The following is a 15,070-nucleotide window of genomic DNA, read 5'->3' on the forward strand; positions in this document are numbered from 1 at the left end:
TGATTCCCAGTACACTTGAAAATGCAAATATTGAGAGCAATTGCTCAGGTGAGAGTATTGTAAATTTTTTTGAAAATAACTTAAAATAAATAATAATCTTAAATGGAAAGAAAAACTCTTTAAACTATAATTGATATTAGTAAGGTATAATCATCATCAAAGTAATTATAAATTAATCTCTCTATAACTATCTAGCCAATTTTCAAAATATATTAGATCAGCTCTTCCAATTATTGAATATGAAAGCCATTCATTGTCAAGTTGTTTAAAATTAACTTTTTTACTAGTTTTCTGGTCAATTAATTTATCAAGATCCTCAAGAGCTTCAAGCCTATTTTCAAATCTCATTGATTTTGTAATGATTTCAGATATTTCTTCATTAGATATTTCTTCATTTAAATGTTTTCTAGATTTGTTAATCGTTTCATAAATCAAAGAGCTTCTTAAAATGTGTGACAAAAAATTAAGCCAGTTTAAATGATAAGCATTTGTTGTTTGTTGGTTAAGATTATTTAACAATCTTATAATAATTGTTGCAGCATCAACAATTTTTATCGGTAAAAACGTGGTAGTAACACTAAAAGCTCCCGCTTGCATAAAGGCATCAGATAATAATCTCACATAACCATAATTTGGAAAAGTTTCACAAGCTGAAAGAAATACTAAAGGAGCACTTATTTTATTTTTAACTATGTCGTCTCCAGTTAAAAATTCATTATTTTCACTATCAATTATTAGAAATGAAGATAAATCACTTTTGTTAGATGCTCCGTGGCAATCAAATATTAGTAATTCTGGTTTATATTTTTCTATCGATGTTTTAATTTCGTTTAAGGTAGAACATCTTACAGATGAAAAGCCAAAGTTTTGTTTTTGTGAATCAATTAAATCAAACATTTGATGCATTGCTGTATCATTTTTTGAAGCACAATGCACGACTAATGTTTTTTTTATTAAGTCTTTCGGAATTTGATACAAATTTCTCTGTAAATGAATAGCATTATTAACAATTGAATTTAAATTGTGCTCAGGTAATCTGCAAACATCATGTGTGTAACATAAAGGATATTCCTCGAGATATAACCATTCCATTGGCAAATCAGAAATAGTAAAAATCTGTCCATTTCTGCCTTTTATATAATTTTTAGAACTGTCATTCAAGGTTAGCCTGCTCAATTTTTTTCCAAATTTTTCAATATTGGAAATTGTAGATTCCTTTTTTGGTGTAATTTTCTCTAAATGAGATAATTCTAAATTGATTGATTTTCCAATTTGTGGTAGACGAATTACTGGTGAATAAGTAAACATCGAATGTAAAAATGCTGCATTATCCAAATACATTAATCTTAAAGCGTTTTTGCTCATCATAAAAGTAATACCATCTTTTGAAATTTTTTTAACAAGATGTTCAGAAATTTGATGTTGGTATGTCAAATCTTGTTCGGAATTTTGAACAGCTAAAAAACTTTTCTCTTGTTTTGAAAACTTTTTTCCATATAATTTTTCTGTTTGAGGATAATGGAATGGTTGTATTATAATTAATGATGGGAAAATTGGCTGAAAAGGATCTGTAGGTCTGACTCCAACTTGATTATACATAATTGACGAAATGCTATCTATTTTCTCACATTGCTCAATAATTTCGTCTGCTCTTTTTGTAGGCAAGGTCACAATACTAGCCATTTCATTATTGATTTGTAGCCAATTATTTCCTATTATCTGATTTAATAAAAAATAGTTGTTCCATGCTATTATACTACCTGGAACAATATTTTCTTTTATAAAAGCTCTATGTGGATTAATATTTAATTTAAAATTTAAATCTATAGATTCTCCTTTTTCTGTGTAAAAATTAGATACTTTTTTCGTTATTTTTTCAATATCTCTATTTATGATTAAGATAAAGTCATCAACTTTTTTGAACAAATTTGTAGCTGGATATTCTTTTAAAATATGGTTATTACCTCCAATCAATGTATAGTAAGAAAAATCCATTTTTTCTAAAACCTTTGCGATTTTTGCGTGATTTTTAAGAGAATCATCTACGATAAAAATTCTTATTATTGATTGAACACCGAAACTTTTTGAGTAAACCTCAATATTTTGTATAGCAATTTCTTCTTTAACAGAAAAGAATTCGCTAGGTAGAGTAAATAATTCATAACCTTTTATCGATTTATATTTAAAACAAAATTCAAAATGTTGTATACAATTTTCAAGCTGTACCAATTCTGTAGGTAAGTTTCTAAGTAGATTAAATGACTTTACATAGAATTCATTATCAGTATAATTAGGAACGTCTGAAATTAAAATGTATTGAATACTGAGGGGTGAAGTATATTTCACATTAGATTTTGTTTCTAACATAGTTGTGGTTTAATTAGTTTTCACCTACCCAAAAGTGTAGGGTAAGTGCATGACTCAAAAATAAGGAGATATTTGATGAGATTTCCAAATAAAAGAAAAAAACTACAGAAGGAGTCTCAATTGATAGATATTTCAAGTTATTTTAATTTACTTTCCCTCCCATTTTCTATACTGTATCAGCAAAAGCTTTTTATAAGTTTTCTATATTCTAAATAAAATTCGTTAGATAATATTTCATTGCATCTATTCACATAAATTTCAATTTGATCCTTATCAAAATCTATTTGAAATTTTGGTGATCTTGATATTTGGCTTTTTATGTCATTAATTATTGGGCTTACCTTTTCTATAATTTTATATTTGATTAATAGCTTCTCATATGCATTTTGTATTTCAAGAACCGTATCATATGTGAATATGTACGATGAATATGGTTTTATTGCAATAATATTGAAAGCATCAAATTGTCCTAATTTTCTATCTTCAGGGCCAAAACATTTATTAAAACTAAAGTTTTCAAATAAAATTTGAAACGTACAACCACTAATAACTTCAATTATCCAAGCGATGGTTCTTTCAAAGTTTTCAGTGTTCTTTTTGATTTTTGTTTTTCCTTCAACTGGACCATCAAAATGATATAACGATAAATCGCACCCAACATAGTTGCGCTCGAAGCCTATACACAATGAAGTGATATTACCGAGTCTCAAATTTTCATCCTTGTTAGCTAAACAGTATCCGGAAACATGTCCAATTTCATGGTATATAGCTCCTATACCTTTTTCAAGTTTTTCGTGGTTAGTCATGACAATTATATTTACCCAAATATACAGATATAGCATTTTATTTTTGTCTTCCAAAAAAATAAAATCCCAACAATGTCAGGATTTTAAAATGATTCTAATCATAAGTTTTATTTTCCCTTCGGTTTCTTTGGTGGTTTTAAAGAAGGGGTGTTGCCTGGTGTTTCTTTATTATCACGTTGACGTCGATCTGGTTCACCTGTTGAGGTTGCTATTCTTTTTGGTCCTGGTTTTAGAGGCATTGTATGAGTGTTTTTAAGGATTATTAAAATTAAAAATAAATAGACTAGAACTTGTAATTGTGTAAATTATTTAATTTCAATTTTTTCGACAATTTTATGTAGATTATAAATAAGATAATAAGTTAGCATTCCAATAATCATCGATTTGGAATTTTCATCTTCATCATTTTCAAATTTAAGAACGACAGATTGGTTGCGAAATCTAAAATAGAAAGGTTCGTTTTTATATTGTTCTTTTATGTGAGTAAATAATGGGAGTTTTACATTATCCCCAATATCTATATTTCTATCGAGTTGAATCCACGTAGATGCATCTTTACTTAAGCTCTCAACAATAGTTTTTCTAAATGATTTAATTTGATCATCAGTAGGATTTTTAGTTTTAGAGAAAATAAATAATTCCATATTTTTATGTATTTAAATTAATAATATAAAAATACAAACTAAGTGGTGATGGAAATTACGGTTTTCCGTAAAGTCAAAGAATTTTCTGAAATATATTATAATTGTATCAATACAAAAACAAAAATAAAAATGATGTCATAATTTCCATTCAGTATTTTCACTGAATTTCTATTTGAAATTTAATAATTTCCCTTACTCGGAATAACGTGACGAATCCCACCTCTAGGATTTTCCATATCACCTTTATATCTCGGAATAATATGGCAATGGAAATGAAAAACTGTTTGTCCTGCGTCAGCTCCGCAATTCATTCCTATATTGTAAGCATCAGGCTGATATTTAGCTAGTATAATTTCTTTAGCTTTTTCAATCATTTTTGGAAGGTCGTTTTTCTCTTCTTCGGTAAGGTCAAAAAAGTCAGTTCTCACTTCATTGGAAATTATTAGTAAATGACCCGGTGATACAGGAAAACCGTCTTCTATTATGAAGAAATAATTTCCTTTAAATAAAATTTTGTCGTTTGGTATTGTAGTGAAATCTTTCATTAGAATAGAGGTTCAAGCTCATTTATAGGTCTCCATTTTTGTATCGCTAAATTTACCGATAAATCGTATTGTTTTTGCAAAAAACGTTTTCTTTCTGATGAAGTTCTCCCAGTCTGGTTAATTATTGTTTCTCCTAGTGGATGTTTACTTGCGATGTAGAATTCATTTCTTTTGTAAAGTCTTTCGAGATATTTTATTTCAGGAATTTTTGCGCTCTTTGAAAGATTTACAAGTTTATCAGATAAAACCAAATTCCAAATTCCATTCACATTAGCACCTGAATCGTTCATTTTAATTTTATGAACGTGCGGGAAAAAATGATCAATTGCACATACATTTTTATCTCCTGAGTTGATTGAGATATCCTGAAAAGAGTAAAAGCATTTGCCTTTCTGATATCCGTTTAACGAAGCTTTTGCCGAGGAGATATCTTTTCTTCGCATAACATTACTTTCGATAAATAGCGTTTGCAAATCGGTATCAATTTTTACCTCAAGTAAATTAGGGTTAATTTCTAAATTCCAAGCAGTTTCTACAAGGTTCCAACGTGCTTCGACTTCTTCATTAAAATTAGTGAATTGAAAACTTTCTTTTAGCTTCAGCAGTTCATCTGTTATTATAATGTTTTTATTGGCTACATTGTAATCCTTTTCATAAAATTTACGTGGTAAACTTCCTCCATTTACATTTTGAAAAGCATCTACAACATTTACAAATCCATATTTTTCAGTAACGCTTAGAAGATTATCGTAATCAATTTCACCTTTAATGTATTTTCGGCAAGCATTCAGAAATTTACTTGAATTGGAATTCCCTTGCTTATCATTCTTTTTTAAATGCTCTAAAATGCTATTAACAAAAATAGGGGAGAGATCTTTCAGTGAGACAGTATTTTGTTCTTCTGAAACTAATTGTAGTAAGCTCTTTCCAAATGCAAATTTATAACTCGCAGAATTTTTCCCAAATAGAATAATAGAACGCCATTGCGACTCTAAACTTAAATCGTTTTCATAAAAATTAATTGACATTTACAATCAATTTAAAAGTGTGTTGAAAAGGTTTAGCTTAGTCAATCGTGTGTTTTGTTATATCAAAGTCAAAGTCAAAAAGTTCTTTAGGCGAATTATTTAAACCTTTTGCTAATTCTAAAATAGTAGACATCTGAATGTTTCTTTGTCCTTTTTCTATTTTAGCAATATCACTGTAATCAATTTCACAGTTTTGGGCCAACTGTCTTAGACTTAATTTTTTTTCTTCTCTTAATGCCTGAATTCTATTTCCAAAGCTTTCTAAGAATTTTATTTTTTCAGAATTTTTTGCCATTGAAATGTTAATTCCAAGCAAGTTCAATAGAAACTTAAAATAAATAGTGGGTAACTATCCCCACTTTTGTTTTTTTTTATTATATTTGGAACAAATTACTTATTAAAGTAATTTTGCGATACTTCAGATTTAATCATAGAAGCTATTGCTTAGAATCTCGTACTAGAAAATCGCCAATTTTCAAAAACAAATGCAACGAGACCATAAGTAAAGTAGCTCACGACCTAGGCGTGAGCTCATTACGTAGTTTGTTGCAAGGTGTTTGGCGATGCCTCTAGTACAAGCGATGATGTAGTGAGTTTCACGCCGTTTTATTTTCCAGTGCAGTCCGCTTTTCTCTACGTTAATCTCTAAGCCGCTTCCTTAAGATATAGTATCAGACTGTACGATACAATGGGGTGTACAACTCATTGCGGCTTTTTAAAGCTCTTCACGGGACACAATTTCATTCATATTAAATGGCTTTCAGGTGCCTAGCGGTTATCTTAGGCGAAATCCTTTACCAAAGGGCACTGCGAAAGTTTTGTTTTCAAATACCTGAATCCAGTAGTAATAATAAAAAAGAAGAAATGAAATAGAATCATCCTCAAAATATAAAAAGCTCCTCCCATAAGTTTGCAGACCCGGGAAAGAGCTGGAGTTTATTCGAGGATTTTAATAAAATTAAAACCCATACAAAACTATGAAAAAATCCTATTCTAACATAGGAAGCATCGGTCTTGTGTTTATGTTTACCGTTATATGCGGCAACATTAAAGCGCAGACCAGAACAGTAACGGGAACTGTTACTGTCGGAGAGGATCAGTCACCGCTTTCGGGAGTTGTTGTCTCTCAGGAAGGTAGTGACCAGGTTACCTTAACCAATTCAAAAGGAATATATCAATTAGAAATAACAGGAGAAAATCCCTCTATAATTTTTCGGCATCCTGAATATGCGGAAAAGAAAATCGCTATTGACGGCAGAACAATTGTCAATCTTAAGCTGGGTCAAAAGGAGCAGGACATTGAGGAAGTGGTCGTCAATGCGGGATATTATAAGGTTAAGGGCAAAGAAAGGACTGGGAGTATTGCTAGGATTTCTGCTAAGGAGATCGAGAACCAGCCTGTGACGAATGTGCTGGCTTCTGCTCAGGGAAGGATGTCGGGTGTTTCGATCACTCAGAACTCCGGTACTGCCGGTGGTGGGTTTGATATTCAGATCAGAGGAAAAAACAGCCTGAGGTTTGATGGCAATTATCCTTTGATCATTGTTGATGGTGTACCCCTCAATGCACAATCCAACTCTTTAAGTACTTTATCGAACAATATTCTTTCCAAGGGAGAATCAAGTCCGCTCAATTCCATCAACCCCAATGATATTGAAAGTATGGAAGTTCTCAAGGATGCGGATGCAACGGCAATTTACGGTTCCAGAGGAGCAAATGGTGTTGTAATCGTAACAACAAAAAAGGGAAAAAAAGGAAAATCCTCTTTGGAGTTCAGTGCCATTACTTCTGTATCTAGAACTAATAAGTTGGTAGAAATGGCAAATACTGAGCAGTATCTCCAATTGAGAAGAGATGCCTATGCCAATGATGGAATAACAACCTATCCTGTAACAGCATACGATATTAACGGGAAATGGGACCAACGCAGAAATACGGACTGGTACAGGGAATTCATCGGCAAGACTTTTATAGGCCAGCAGCAACAGCTTGCTTATTCTGGAGGATCGGAAAATGTCCGGTATTATCTGGGGTTGTCCAATTTGGAGCAGGGTAGTGCTTTTGGTCATGGTTTAAAATACAAACGTTCCGGATTTAATTTTAGCACCGTCATTTCAAGCCCCGACAAGAAGCTTAAAATAAGTCCGACCATCTTTTATACGAAGGAAAACAACGATCAGACAGATGCAGACCTTACCCGGCAGATCTTGCTGGCTCCTGATGCCCCCATGCTATATCAGGCTGACGGCGGTCTGAACTGGGAAGGCAATACGTTTACCAATCCTCTGGCAAAACTTGAAAATAAGTATCTGAACGCTATCAGATCATTGGTAACCAACGTTAATGCCTCTTATGAGATCTCGGAACATTGGGCTTTAAAATTGAATGCAGGATATACGCAGACGCAGCAAAATGAATCAAGGATTAACCCCTCGTCCGCATTCAATCCAAGTTTAGGCTATACAAGCAGTATTTCTGCACGGTACGAAGGCTTGGTCTCTAAGACAAGTTGGATCATGGAACCTCAACTGCATTGGAATACAAAATGGAATAACCATTCTTTCAGCGCATTCCTGGGTTCTACATTTGAGGATAGAAAAAATGATGTTGTAAGATTACAGGCTTCTGATTTTACTTCGAACGAATTTATAGATAATTTGTCCAATGCCAAGGTGCAGAAGATCATTGAAGATACCAATATAGACTACCGCTACACTGCTTTCTTCGGACGCTTTAATTACAATTATTCAGGGAAGTACATTTTTAATCTGACAGGTAGGAGAGATGGTTCCAGCAGGTTTGGTCCTGATAAGAGATTTGCCAACTTTGGTGCTGTTGGTGCAGCGTGGTTATTTTCCGAGGAAAGGTTTATTAAGCAAAATTTAAAATGGATGAGCTTTGGAAAGTTGAGGGCAAGTTTGGGGACTTCCGGAAGTGACCTTATAGGGGATTATCAGTATCTGAATACCTATACGACCACATCACAGGCTTACGACGGTACAATAGGGATCTATCCTTCACGATTATTTAATCCTGATTTCAGTTGGGAGAAAACGACAAAGCTTGAATATGCCCTGGAACTTGGATTTTTGAAAGACCGGATCAATCTTTCTGTAGGCTGGTTCAGAAACAGATCGTCCAACCAATTGGTAGGGGTTCCTTTGCCGGCTACCACAGGTTTTGCAACGATACAAAGTAATTTTTCTGCTAAAGTTCAGAACTCGGGAACTGAGGCGGATCTGAGTATTTCAATTATAAGGGGACAAAATGTTAAATGGAGAATGACTGGAAACTGGACACTTCCAAAGAGCAGGCTTCTCGAATATGACAATTTGCAGTCATCATCATATTCTTCTACTTACGAGGTGGGACGATCCTTAAACATTAAAAAGGTCTATGAACTTAAAGGGGTCAATCCAACTACGGGGTTGTTTGAGTTTTCCGATCTGAATGGTGATGGCAAGATAGATTCCAATGACAGAACGAAGGTGGTTGATATAGGTGTCAAATATTTCGGTGGAATAGGAAGTCAGGTTTCATATAAAAACTGGTCACTGGATTTTCTTTTTCAGTTCGTTAAACAGAGACAGTTTAACCTGGACTATAGTCTGCCGTTATTGGGCTCTATGTCCAACGTTCCAACATATATGCTGGATTATTGGACCCCTGAAAATCCTGATGCAAGTTTTCAAAGACCCAGTACCGGATCGAATATCAGTGCATCCAGAGCTTTTGCGCAGTATCAGGCCAGTGATGCAGTTATAGTGGATGCGTCATTTATAAGGCTGAATAATATACAGATAGGCTACAAAGTTCCTTTGTCGGGAACCAGGGTCAATGGTCTGACCCTGCAGTTGCATGCACAGAATCTCGTGACCTTAACCAAGTACAAAGGTATTGATCCTGAAGTGCAGGGGTTATTTCTACCCTTGGCAAAAACATTCGCCTTTTCTGCTAATATTAAATTTTAACAAAATGAGAAATTCATATCATAGTAAAAAGTTTTTTTTAACGTCCATCATATTATTTTGTAGTTTTTATCTGATCAGTTGTGAGAAGTTTCTTGAAGTGGATGATCCGAATAATCAGATATCCCAGTCCATGGTGTTTAAAGACAAAGGTCTTGCTTATGCAGCTTTGTCGGATGTTTACTCTAATTTGAGGTCCAATACGCTTTTAAACGGTTCCCTTTACGGGGCAGGAACATTGATGGGCTGTTATACGGATGAACTCAGTTCTGTAAGTAACCAGTCTCTGGATTTTAAAACCTTTTTCGATCTTAGTGTCCAACAAAATACCACGGTTTTAAATACGATCTGGGTCAATGCCTACAAGCAGATCTATGCTGTAAATAATATCATTGAAGGCGTTGGAAAAAGTACAGCCTATCTCGATCAGCAGACCGTTGATCAGATCTTGGGTGAAGCTTACTTTATTCGTGGGTTCTTACATTTTTACCTGGTTAATCTTTATGGTGATATACCGTATATCACTACTACTGATTATCTTCAAAATCAATCTGTTTCAAGACAAAGCTTGGATAATGTGTATGTACATATTGAGGAAGATTATCAGAAAGCGGACCAGTACCTGACAGACCAGTATCCTACTGCCAATCGTACAAGAATTAACAGGTCGGGAGTAAGACTGGCTTTAGCAAGACTCTATCTATACAAACAGGAATGGGCAAAAGCCGAAATAATGGCTGATCTGATTATTCAAAATCCGCTTTATACAATGGAGCAGGATATTTCAAAGACGTTTTTAAAGGACAGTAAAAGTGCGATCTGGCAATTTATGCCATTGGAAGCGGGGGTCAATACCTTGGAAGGACAGTATTATATTTTTTCCACCCTACCTCCACAAAATGTCGTTTTATCCCAAAATTTACTGGATTCATTTGAACCTGGTGATCAAAGGAAGCAAAAATGGACAAAGGCTTTATCTAATGCAACGATGAGCTATTCCTATCCGTATAAATATACCCAGAATAATAAAACCTCATCATCCTTGGAGTTTTCAGTAGTATTGAGAGTGGAGGAGGCGTATCTCATATCTGCTGAAGCTGAAAATGAACTAGGAAATATTCAGACTGCAATAAACCGTTTAAATCAGTTAAGACAGAAAGCAGGGCTTGCAGGTCTTGGCAGTTTAAATCAGCAACAGGTAAGAACTGCTGTGATGGATGAACGGCGACATGAATTGTTTACTGAGTTTGGACATCGATTCTTTGATCTTAAAAGAAAAGGTCTGCTTAATACCTATATGCCGACGGTTAAATCCTCATGGAAAAACCATATGTCCCTATTGCCGTTGCCTGAAAATGAATTGATCGCCAATCCATCTCTTAAACCTCAGAATGATGGGTACTAGATCTTCTGCATTATTATTTGCTTTATTGTGTTTTTGTTGCGGAAATATGTCTGGACAAAGGATTTTAGATGATCAGAGATTTGATAAATGGTATAAGATCGTTAATTCGGATATCAGTAATAATGGTCATTGGAATACTTTTACAAAGATTTTTGACAACTCAGAAAAAAGAATGGTCCTGTTAAATACAAAAACCAAAGATACGATCTCCTTTAAAAATGTAGTTAAAAGTTTTCTCAATGATAATCTCTTTGTAGTTCTTCAATCAGACAATAGCCTATTAATGATCAACTTAAGAACTAAAGAAAAAAAAGCGATCAAAGATGTGTCTGATTTTAATTTTAAAGATGATTTTGAATATGGTTTTGTCCTAACGCGTGCAAACCAGCTTGTTTGCATTGGTCCATCCTTTAAATCATATGGTATCGCTCAAGCGGTCACAAAAATTCAGCCCCTTGATGACGACCTGTCATTGATTCTGGGCAGTGATCTTTCTTTTATAGTCAGTTATAGAACAGGTAAGGTCATAACGAGATTTGACAGTATAAAATCGCAAAATTTGATTAATCACACACCTGACATCTCACGTAAATTGTCAAAATTTGTTGTAAAGGATAGTGGAACACTTAAGGTCTTATCCTACAAATGGAATGGGGAGAAAATATTAGATCAATATATTGACAACAAGTTTAATGATTTTACCGGGTTCGGATTTGGTGACCATTGCATGCTTGTCGCATCAAGGAAAAACAAACCCATTTCCTATAAAGACAGCATTGAAAACTGGTACGGTAATGATCTCGCTCTAAAACCCAATCTCGATGCAAGGGCAAATAGTGATTTTGAAGCATTACTGCTTGATCTGTCAACCGGGGAACAGATATCTAATAAAAGTGATCCGCATGTGAGTAATCGTTATCTAATCTTTAATGATCGGTATATTTTAGAGGTTCTGGATTTTGCCAATGGTGATTCCGAAACTGAGTTTTTAATTCCTTCTATCCGAATTAGAAATGTATATAGTGGTCAGGTTGAATTTGAAGTTCGAAAGGCTAAACAGTTTTATCCGGTGGGGGCTGGGTCGTTGATCTACTTTGAGGATCGGGATTGGTGGATCTATGATCTATATTCTAAGAAAAAAGAAAATCTGACGAATAGAATTAAAGAAAGATTTTATCGATTTAACAGGCAAAATAAAAACAACATCAATCCAGCAGGAGATCTGTTTTTTTCAAATGATATGAGGAAGATCTATCTGACGTCAGTCAGTAATTTGTGGGAATATGATCTGAATTCTAAGATCTATAAAAATATCACCCGATCTTCTGATCCGCGAGTATCATTTAAGATATTAAATAGATCAGTGATCACAAGTGCACCTCTAAGATGGACGAGATATCGGAAGATCAAAGAAGATTATATTTTAATCAAACTAAGTCACGAAGATGATATCCGGGAGGGGCTATCCGTATATAACGGGCAGAAAATTGATACTATTTCGGGCCTGGATCTCTATAAGCTTGATCAGTTTGTTTGTTCTAAAGACCATATCAGTTTTACCAAAGAAAATGCCAACACGCCTTATATCTTGGAAGACTACAACGTTAGAGAAAAGACCTTGAAAGTTGTCTATGAGTCCAACAGGCAAATGTTTCAGAAAGAAAAATTTCCAAAAGCAGAATTGAATCATTTTAATGACATTGACGGACATACGACATATGTAAGTGTCATTTTACCTCCTGACTACGATAATAAGAAAAAGTATCCTGCCATAATATGTGTCTACGAAAATGAAGCCGCTTCCTACAAAACCTTTTATTTTCCCAGCTTGTTCAATCAGCCTGGATTTAACCGTTCTTTGACTGCAGCAGAAGGTTATATCATTATTTTGCCCAGAATAAGTTATGTTATTGATGAACCTGGTGAATCGGCTCTCAGATCAGTTAAAAAGGCAATCGAGATCGTATCTGAATCGTACGGTGTAGATCTTAACAGATTAGGAATTATAGGAGAGTCATTCGGGGGTTTTGAGACCAACTACATCATTGCACATTCTGATCTGTTTAAAGCGGCAATAAGCGGTGCTTCCTTATCAGATATTACAGCTTCTTATTTTTCGGTCAGTAAGACCAATTTTAGACCGAACATCTGGAGATATACAGATCAGAGTTTTAGATTTTCCGGTAATTTTTATGATAATAAAAACGTCTATTATAATAATAATCCGGTCTTTCATGCCGATAAAATAAATACCCCGCTTTTGCTGTGGACGGGAAAAGAAGATCGTCACGTAGATTTTGAGCAGAGTATTGCTATGTTTGTTGGATTAAGAAGCCTTCATAAACCTGTTAAATTGATGTTGTTTCCACAGGATGGGCATACGCTGATGAAACCTGAAAATCAAAAGAGAGCCACTCGATATTTCTTGAATTGGTTTAACCATTATCTTAAGTAGAACCTATTATACAATCAAGAGCTGCCATAAGACAGCTCTTTTTATTGTTTATTATGGTCTGTAAAGTGACTCAGGGCAGCTGGTTCCCTGAAGTTCACGCAAAACGTTACCGTCTCCATCCTGACAGGCAAAAGCCGAAGGAATGGTTGAACATTCAATAAATGTATTGACACATTTTGGATTGGCAGGATCTGAGACATCCAGCATGTGTCCATCTACAATTGCGCTGTTATGCGCTTTGAAACTTTGAGTTGTCAATGCTGCTCCTGTAGCTAGTAATCCTATACATACAGGTAAAATGAATTTTTTCATAATAAAGTAATTTTAGTTTTTGCCTACTCTTTTATAGGTTTTGGGCTTTCCCTAGTAAATTGTTTTGATATCACTTGCGCATAGCGGTATCTGACAATTTCGCTTCCGATCAATGTATAGAAGAACTGATCGGTTGCCAACATTTGGGTCATCTTATTGTCACCGCGGTTTTCGACGTAAAAACTTCCCAGATATTCTCTTTTACTGATGTTGTACATATCTACAACACTATTCTTTTTCCAGTGTTTTCTTAGCTCATATCTTCCGATCAAATTCGATTTATTAAACAAAATGTTCTGCTGAACAGTTGCATAAGCATTGACGATCTGTGGCGGTGCAGCCATTTTCTTTATACCATTTTTCATTTCGACCACTTTGATTTTAGGCCTTGAAATCGTATCAATGGTATGATGTATCAATTTTTGACTTATGGTTTTATCAAAAACATCAAAACGGTTTTTGTAGTAATAAACATAGATCAATGACTCACTGAACGGACTGTATAATAGTTGTCCATCGGTCTCAAACAGTCCGTTTCCATCCAACGAGGTATCGTTCAATTTTACCCGGTTATCTTCTGAAAGATTTAATACTCCCAGTGTATTAGAACCGCTAGCACTGCTTTTGGATCGTAAAGCGATATGATCATTGTCGATATTTTCCAGATCACTGAAATAAGCGTCGTTTTCACTAATGATCTTCATTTGAGTCTGCCCAATTGAAGCTTTGTAAATTATAGGAATCTTCCCATCGTATAAAAATACATACGGAGGAGCAACTTTGATCTTCGTACTTGACCACTTGAATGACCTATAATCTTCAGGTTCAAGTAGATACTGTTCATAAGATTTTAAATCTTTAGAGAGTGCAGTTAGAAGAAATGGCGATGTATAATTTCCAAGGTAGATCTTATCATTATCATGTCCTGCGAAATAGAATGAATTGAATTTAAGGTCATAACTATCTATCTGAACCACGCCATGATGAGGAAAACGCCTGATAAAATTGTTTTCTTTTTTTATCATGTATTCAGAGGTATAATACAATAATACCACTACACCATTACTAAATACCAATATAAAAAGAACTACCGAGATAGTCCTTTTATAATTTTGATTTCTGTCCATTTCTACCAGAAAATAGGAGATAATGACTAATAAAATACAGCATATGTTGAAAATAAAATGTGTATTCCAATCCATTTTTTCCAATATACCACCGCATGAACAAGGTATAAATTCGCTGTAGTTCAAAATAATATAAATGTAAGCTGTGAATGCTGCCATCAGTCCTATTGATAAATACAGCCCGATCCTTCTGGTCGTGGGAATACCTAGTAAAAAAGCAATTACTATTTCGAAAATTATGGTGAAATATGACACAAAGCCTGCATAGGCACTTACTAGGGGTGATTGCCCTATCTGTATCTGAAAATTCTCAAAATCTAATATCTTACTTATACTGGCATAGCAAAACAGCAGTATAAAAAAATAACTGACGTATTCTACAAATCTTGACTTGAAGGTTTTCATTGGTCTGC

11 protein-coding genes are annotated in these 15,070 nt (G+C 34.2%); 3 read left to right on the forward strand and 8 right to left on the reverse strand.

The window, feature by feature from the left end; all coding sequences use genetic code 11:
* Positions 1–165: 165 nt before the first annotated feature.
* The 6 genes from AC59HC_RS05900 to AC59HC_RS05925 all read right to left on the reverse strand — a co-directional run bounded on the left by AC59HC_RS05900 (position 166) and on the right by AC59HC_RS05925 (position 5,685).
* Entirely contained in the window at positions 166–2,367 is a 2,202-nt protein-coding gene (locus AC59HC_RS05900; RefSeq protein WP_496558193.1) for a CHAT domain-containing protein, read from the reverse strand.
* A 176-nt stretch (positions 2,368–2,543) separates the two neighbouring features.
* Positions 2,544–3,173, reverse strand: a complete 630-nt coding sequence (locus tag AC59HC_RS05905; protein ID WP_496558194.1) for a hypothetical protein — start codon at positions 3,171–3,173, stop codon at positions 2,544–2,546.
* A gap of 305 nt (positions 3,174–3,478) precedes the next feature.
* Complete coding sequence (locus tag AC59HC_RS05910) at positions 3,479–3,817, reverse strand: hypothetical protein (RefSeq protein WP_496558195.1); 339 nt, start codon at positions 3,815–3,817, stop codon at positions 3,479–3,481.
* A 179-nt stretch (positions 3,818–3,996) separates the two neighbouring features.
* The gene (locus AC59HC_RS05915) at positions 3,997–4,362 is read right to left on the reverse strand and encodes an HIT family protein (protein ID WP_496558196.1); all 366 of its coding nucleotides are present in this window, start codon (positions 4,360–4,362) and stop codon (positions 3,997–3,999) included.
* Complete coding sequence (locus AC59HC_RS05920) at positions 4,362–5,390, reverse strand: HNH endonuclease family protein (RefSeq protein WP_496558197.1); 1,029 nt, start codon at positions 5,388–5,390, stop codon at positions 4,362–4,364. The genes AC59HC_RS05915 and AC59HC_RS05920 overlap by 1 nt, the downstream gene beginning before the upstream one ends.
* A 37-nt stretch (positions 5,391–5,427) precedes the next feature.
* Positions 5,428–5,685 (reverse strand): helix-turn-helix domain-containing protein, encoded by a 258-nt coding sequence (locus AC59HC_RS05925; RefSeq protein WP_496558198.1) that lies wholly within the window; start codon positions 5,683–5,685, stop codon positions 5,428–5,430.
* 682 nt (positions 5,686–6,367) lie between these two features.
* Here AC59HC_RS05925 and AC59HC_RS05930 point away from each other — a divergent pair.
* From AC59HC_RS05930 to AC59HC_RS05940, 3 genes are read left to right on the forward strand one after another with little or no spacing between them, the layout of a single operon-like run.
* Positions 6,368–9,361, forward strand: a complete 2,994-nt coding sequence (locus AC59HC_RS05930; protein ID WP_496558199.1) for a SusC/RagA family TonB-linked outer membrane protein — start codon at positions 6,368–6,370, stop codon at positions 9,359–9,361.
* A 4-nt stretch (positions 9,362–9,365) separates the two neighbouring features.
* The gene (locus AC59HC_RS05935) at positions 9,366–10,763 is read left to right on the forward strand and encodes a RagB/SusD family nutrient uptake outer membrane protein (protein WP_496558200.1); all 1,398 of its coding nucleotides are present in this window, start codon (positions 9,366–9,368) and stop codon (positions 10,761–10,763) included.
* 46 nt (positions 10,764–10,809) lie between these two features.
* Positions 10,810–13,218: an alpha/beta hydrolase family protein gene (locus AC59HC_RS05940; RefSeq protein WP_496558201.1), complete on the forward strand. Its 2,409-nt coding sequence runs from the start codon at positions 10,810–10,812 to the stop codon at positions 13,216–13,218.
* A gap of 51 nt (positions 13,219–13,269) precedes the next feature.
* Here AC59HC_RS05940 and AC59HC_RS05945 read toward each other — a convergent pair whose 3' ends face one another.
* Complete coding sequence (locus AC59HC_RS05945) at positions 13,270–13,530, reverse strand: hypothetical protein (protein ID WP_496558202.1); 261 nt, start codon at positions 13,528–13,530, stop codon at positions 13,270–13,272.
* A 23-nt stretch (positions 13,531–13,553) separates the two neighbouring features.
* Positions 13,554–15,062 (reverse strand): MauE/DoxX family redox-associated membrane protein, encoded by a 1,509-nt coding sequence (locus tag AC59HC_RS05950; RefSeq protein ID WP_496558203.1) that lies wholly within the window; start codon positions 15,060–15,062, stop codon positions 13,554–13,556.
* Positions 15,063–15,070 lie beyond the last annotated feature (8 nt).

Source organism: Chryseobacterium sp. DZ-32 (assembly GCF_059587025.1).

What these genes read in the sequence shown, in the direction of transcription:
- AC59HC_RS05905 (WP_496558194.1), bottom strand. Translation starts at nt 3,173, where the DNA reads ATGACTAACCACGAAAAACTTGAAAAAGGTATAGGAGCTATATACCAT.
- AC59HC_RS05930 (WP_496558199.1), top strand. Translation starts at nt 6,368, where the DNA reads ATGAAAAAATCCTATTCTAACATAGGAAGCATCGGTCTTGTGTTTATG.
- AC59HC_RS05915 (WP_496558196.1), bottom strand. Translation starts at nt 4,362, where the DNA reads ATGAAAGATTTCACTACAATACCAAACGACAAAATTTTATTTAAAGGA.
- AC59HC_RS05925 (WP_496558198.1), bottom strand. Translation starts at nt 5,685, where the DNA reads ATGGCAAAAAATTCTGAAAAAATAAAATTCTTAGAAAGCTTTGGAAAT.
- AC59HC_RS05935 (WP_496558200.1), top strand. Translation starts at nt 9,366, where the DNA reads ATGAGAAATTCATATCATAGTAAAAAGTTTTTTTTAACGTCCATCATA.
- AC59HC_RS05940 (WP_496558201.1), top strand. Translation starts at nt 10,810, where the DNA reads ATGTCTGGACAAAGGATTTTAGATGATCAGAGATTTGATAAATGGTAT.
- AC59HC_RS05910 (WP_496558195.1), bottom strand. Translation starts at nt 3,817, where the DNA reads ATGGAATTATTTATTTTCTCTAAAACTAAAAATCCTACTGATGATCAA.
- AC59HC_RS05945 (WP_496558202.1), bottom strand. Translation starts at nt 13,530, where the DNA reads ATGAAAAAATTCATTTTACCTGTATGTATAGGATTACTAGCTACAGGA.
- AC59HC_RS05920 (WP_496558197.1), bottom strand. Translation starts at nt 5,390, where the DNA reads ATGTCAATTAATTTTTATGAAAACGATTTAAGTTTAGAGTCGCAATGG.
- AC59HC_RS05900 (WP_496558193.1), bottom strand. Translation starts at nt 2,367, where the DNA reads ATGTTAGAAACAAAATCTAATGTGAAATATACTTCACCCCTCAGTATT.
- AC59HC_RS05950 (WP_496558203.1), bottom strand. Translation starts at nt 15,062, where the DNA reads ATGAAAACCTTCAAGTCAAGATTTGTAGAATACGTCAGTTATTTTTTT.